Raw genomic sequence first — 3,160 nt, forward strand, 5'->3', positions numbered from 1 at the left:
GTGCCAGATTTGGCTTCTTCATTGATATCGATGTCCCACGGCGTGAAGCTGGACAGCACACGCAGTTTGACCTTGTATTTGCCGGCAAACTCCACCGAGCGGATTTGCAGCACCTTGGAGCCCATGGAGGCCATCTCCAGCATCTCCTCGAAGCTGACGGTGTGCAGGCGGCGCGCCTCGGGTACCACACGCGGGTCGGTGGTGTAGACGCCGTCGACATCGGTGTAGATCAGGCATTCGTCAGCTTTCATGGCGGCTGCCACGGCCACCGCCGAGGTGTCGGAGCCACCGCGGCCCAGCGTGGTGATGTTGCCCTGCTCGTCCAGCCCCTGAAAGCCGGTGACGATCACGACCCGGCCAGCTTCCAGGTCGGCGCGTACTTTTTGATCGTCAATCGATTCGATGCGGGCCTTGGTGTAGGCGCTGTTGGTGCGAATGGGCACCTGCCAACCGGCGTAACTCACCGCCTCCAGGCCCTGGGCTTGCAGCGCAATGGCCAGCAAGGCGCTCGATGCCTGCTCGCCGGTGGCGGCCAGCATGTCGAGCTCACGGCTGTAGGAGTCGGTCAATGTGGACGGCGCCAGCTCTTTGGCCAGGGCCAGCAGGCGGTTGGTTTCGCCGCTCATGGCGCTGGGCACCACCACCATCTGGTGGCCGGCGCGCGCCCATTTGGCAACGCGTTTGGCGACATTGCTGATGCGCTCGGTAGAGCCCATTGAAGTGCCGCCGTATTTGTGAACAATCAAGGACATGAAGGTTTGAAGAGGGTTGCAGAGGTTAGGGATTGTACCAATCGAGGACTTTGCCTCGCCTGACACAAAAGCCCTGCCCCACCTTCATGTGCAACTGATGCCCCCGGGTGCGGCAAGCCGCAAGCTGGTCCAATAATTCTTCCAATTGAGCGCTTGTAGGCGTCGCTTGATGCACACTTAACAGCCAGTGCCGCAGCAGATTGGCCTGCCGGGGCTGGCTCAGGCTCTGTAATGCCTTGATCTCGGGCGGCACGCCGATGCGCGCCAGGTCGTCAACCGCCACTTCCTGCAGCACGGCCTGCGCCTGCGCGGCATGCCGGCTGCTGCGGGCAAAGGTGTCGCGGAACTGCGGGAAACAAGCCTGCAACGCGGGCAACAGACGGGCGCGAATGCGGTTGCGGGTAAAGCGCTCATCGACATTGCTGGGGTCTTCAATGAACGTTGCGCCCTGCGCTTTGAGCCAGTCCCGAACGCCTGAGCTGCTGACCTGCAGCAACGGGCGGCAATACGTCAGGCCGCCACGCTGCCACTGCGCGGCCATGGCGCTGAGGCCCGGCAGGCCCGCACCCCGACTCAGGGCCAAAAGCAGGGTTTCAACCTGATCGTCGGCGTGCTGGGCGATGGCGATGGTTTGAATGGCGGCTGGCCCGGGCTGTGCCAGTGCCAGCGCGGCAATGGCGTTATAGCGGGCGTGGCGCGCCGCTGCTTCCGGGCTTTGCCCGGGGGCGTGGCGGGCATCGACTTTTTGCACCATCAGCGGCACCCGCAGATCGGTACAAACGGCCTGGCAATGGCGCTCGAAATCGTCACCGGCGGCCTGCAAGCCGTGGTGCACATGCACGGCGATGACCTGCTGCGGCCATTTGCGCGCACAGGCCAGCAGCAAGGCCGTGGAATCTGCGCCGCCGCTGAAAGCCACGGCCAGTGGCAAAGCCGGCTCGAAAGCAGCCATGGCCTGCCCGAATGAGCGCGTCATGGCATCCGGGCCAGCTTACTTGCCTGTGATTTTGGTATCGGTGAATCGGCCATAGCTTTGCAGCCGCTCATAGCGCCGATCGAGCAAATCTTTCACCTTGAGGTCACTGACCTGGCGGAAGGCGTCGGTCAAGGCGCGCTTGAGGAACGCGGCCATTTGCTTGGGATCGCGGTGTGCGCCGCCAACCGGTTCGTTGACGATTTTGTCGATCACACCCAGCGCTTTCAGGCGGTGCGCGGTAATGCCCAGCGCGTCCGCAGCTTCCTGGGCCTTTTCGGAGGTTTTCCACAAGATGGAAGCGCAGCCCTCGGGGCTGATCACCGAGTAAACCGAATACTGCAGCATCAGCACCTGGTCGCCAATCGAGATCGCCAGCGCGCCGCCCGAACCGCCCTCGCCAATGATGGTGGTGATGATGGGCACCTCAAGCTGCGCCATCTCAAAAATATTGCGGCCAATGGCCTCGGACTGGCCGCGCTCCTCGGCGTCAATGCCGGGATAGGCGCCGGGTGTGTCGACAAAGGTGAACACCGGCAGCTTGAACTTTTCAGCGGTTTTCATCAGCCGCAGGGCCTTGCGGTAGCCCTCGGGCTTGCACATGCCAAAGTTGCGGGAGGCGCGCTCGCGCGTGTCGCGGCCTTTTTGCTGCCCCAGCACCATGCACGGCGTGCCGTTGAAACGGGCCAGGCCGCCGACGATGCTAAGGTCGTCGGCAAAGTGGCGGTCGCCGTGCAGTTCGACAAAATGGGTGAACAGTTCGTTCACATAGTCCATGGTGTAGGGGCGCTCGGCGTGGCGCGCAATCTTGGTGATTTGCCAGGGCGTCAAGTCACTGTATATGTCTTTGGTGAGCTGCTGGCTTTTCTTGGCCAACTGGGTGATTTCAGCCGAGATATCGACCGCCGACTCGGTCTGCACATAGCGCAATTCTTCAATCTTGTTTTCCAGCTCGGCAATCGGGCTCTCGAAATCGAGGAAGGTTTTTTTAGCCATAACAACTCCATCTCATCAATTCAAAAAATCTGACTCGCCAGGTCAACATCCAACATCCGACGATCAGTTGGGGTCAGAGCAAAATTGCTTCGCAATTCTTGATCTGACCCGCAAGGTTTCAATATTCAACCGGCACCGGATCCAACGAGCGCCAAATATACCAAGTTGCCACGGTGCGGTAAGGCGCCCAAGCCAGCGCCACCTCGCGCGCATCGCTGCGGCTCACCACTTCGCCTGAAAAATAGCTTTTGCTGATGCCGTTGATCAACCCCACATCGTCGAGCGGCAGCACATTGGGGCGCATCAAATGAAAAATCAGGAACATCTCGGCGGTCCAGCGGCCAATGCCACGAATGGCCACCAGTTCGTCGATGATGGCCTCGTCGTCCATCGCCGTCCAATCCTCCACATGCACTTTGCCACTGTCAAAGTGCAGCGA

3 protein-coding genes and 1 pseudogene are annotated in these 3,160 nt (G+C 61.0%); all 4 read right to left on the minus strand.

Features of this window, described 5'->3' with window-relative positions; genetic code table 11:
* The coding region (locus NDI87_RS17310) for an aspartate kinase (protein WP_296276834.1) at positions 1 to 752 on the minus strand (752 nt) is incomplete at its 3' end.
* Positions 753 to 777: 25 nt separating this feature from the next.
* Positions 778 to 1,728: a tRNA lysidine(34) synthetase TilS gene (gene tilS / locus NDI87_RS17315; RefSeq protein WP_296276837.1), complete on the minus strand. Its 951-nt coding sequence runs from the start codon at positions 1,726 to 1,728 to the stop codon at positions 778 to 780.
* Positions 1,729 to 1,743: 15 nt separating this feature from the next.
* Positions 1,744 to 2,721 (minus strand): acetyl-CoA carboxylase carboxyltransferase subunit alpha, encoded by a 978-nt coding sequence (locus NDI87_RS17320; RefSeq protein ID WP_296276839.1) that lies wholly within the window; start codon positions 2,719 to 2,721, stop codon positions 1,744 to 1,746.
* A 118-nt stretch (positions 2,722 to 2,839) separates the two neighbouring features.
* Positions 2,840 to 3,160, minus strand: a pseudogene (locus NDI87_RS17325) (DNA-3-methyladenine glycosylase 2 family protein); the annotation flags it as partial.

Source organism: Rhodoferax sp. (assembly GCF_023701345.1).
In the GTDB taxonomy this organism is placed as follows: domain Bacteria; phylum Pseudomonadota; class Gammaproteobacteria; order Burkholderiales; family Burkholderiaceae_C; genus Rhodoferax.